At 76.1% G+C, this 1,270-nt stretch carries 1 protein-coding gene; it reads left to right on the forward strand.

The annotated features are described in order from the left end of the window. Positions 1-474: 474 nt before the first annotated feature. Positions 475-1,083, forward strand: a complete 609-nt coding sequence (locus tag MHY85_RS21015) for a hypothetical protein (RefSeq protein ID WP_239200405.1) — start codon at positions 475-477, stop codon at positions 1,081-1,083. The last annotated feature ends 187 nt before the right edge of the window (positions 1,084-1,270 follow it).

Here is a 1,270-nt window from a genome sequence, read left to right on the forward strand (position 1 = left end):
CCGGCGTGCGGGCCGCGGCGAGGTCGAGGGTCGTCGGTCGAGGGGCCATGGGACTACTCCGATGTCCGGCTGCTGGTGACGTGCGGTCCCGCGCTGCGGCTGTCGCCCGGTCGGTGGGAGGGGCGGTGAGGTCGGTCATCAGGCGCTCCGGTGCAGGGGAGGGGGAGACACGTTCTCGGCGCCGCGTGGTGGTGGCGTCGAGTGGTGCCGCGCCGGCACCGCTCTCGGCAGCGGGGCCGCCGGAGGAGCAGATCCGGAGCGGCGCACGTCCTGCCTCCAGGGATACTCGTCCCGAATACGCGCGCAAAGAGTGGCGATACCTACGCAAAAACCTTCTTTGGCATTTGTGCCGGCCAGGGCCGTCCGCGGTCCCCGGTCTGCCCGGCGTGCGGGCTAGCCTGCGGGGGAGCGGACCGGGCGACAGCCGCAGCGCGGGACCGCACGTCACCAGCAGCCGGACATCGGAGTAGTCCCATGGCCCCTCGACCGACGACCCTCGACCTCGCCGCGGCCCGCACGCCGGACGCCGGCGGTACCGCCGCAGGACCGGCACCGGCACCGGGCACGCAGCACAGCCCTCGTCGACCGTGGCGTGGCCTGGCCCTGGTCGGCACGCTCGCCCTCCTGGCCGCGTGCGCGTCCACCCCGGGGTCCGCGGGCGGCACGGACGACGCCACGACCGGGTCGCCGACCCCGACACCCGCCCTGACCCTCGAGCTCGCCGCGGGCTCGTCGGTGGTGGGGCTCCCCGACGACCTCGTCGCGCCGCCGGCCAATGCGACGGCCGGTGCGGCGCGCACCGCGGACGGCGCGCTGATCTACGTGATCACCTACGGGTCCAGCACGTGCCCGTTGATCGCCGATCCGAGCGCGACCGGCCCGGGTGACGGGACCGTCGCGGTGGCGTTCGCCGAGCCCGGGGACGGGCCCTGCACCATGGACTGGGTCCCGGCGACGACGGTCGTGGCGCTTCCCGACGGGGTGGCGTCCGACGGCGACCTCGCCGTGACGATCGGCGACCTGGGCTCGGTGACGCTGCCCGCGGGGTCGCAGGAGCCGGTCTGGGTGATCGCGGAGGGATGAGCGCGCCGGCGGTGAACGGGCGCAGGTGAGCGCGCAGGCGGGTGAACGGGCGCGCAGGTGAGCGGGCGGGGGGTGGGCGCGGCGCGGGCGTGCGCGGCGCGTCCGGGGACACGCCGCGGCTGGTCCGCCAGTCCCGCCCGACCCCTGTGGACCAGCCGGGCGGGCTCGCTAGAGTCGGTGCCTCAGC

This window comes from Cellulomonas sp. ACRRI, from assembly GCF_022346185.1.
In the GTDB taxonomy this organism is placed as follows: Bacteria; Actinomycetota; Actinomycetes; order Actinomycetales; family Cellulomonadaceae; genus Cellulomonas.

Bases quoted from the DNA above. Each gene is read 5' to 3' on its own strand.
- MHY85_RS21015 (WP_239200405.1), top strand. From the start codon at position 475: ATGGCCCCTCGACCGACGACCCTCGACCTCGCCGCGGCCCGCACGCCG.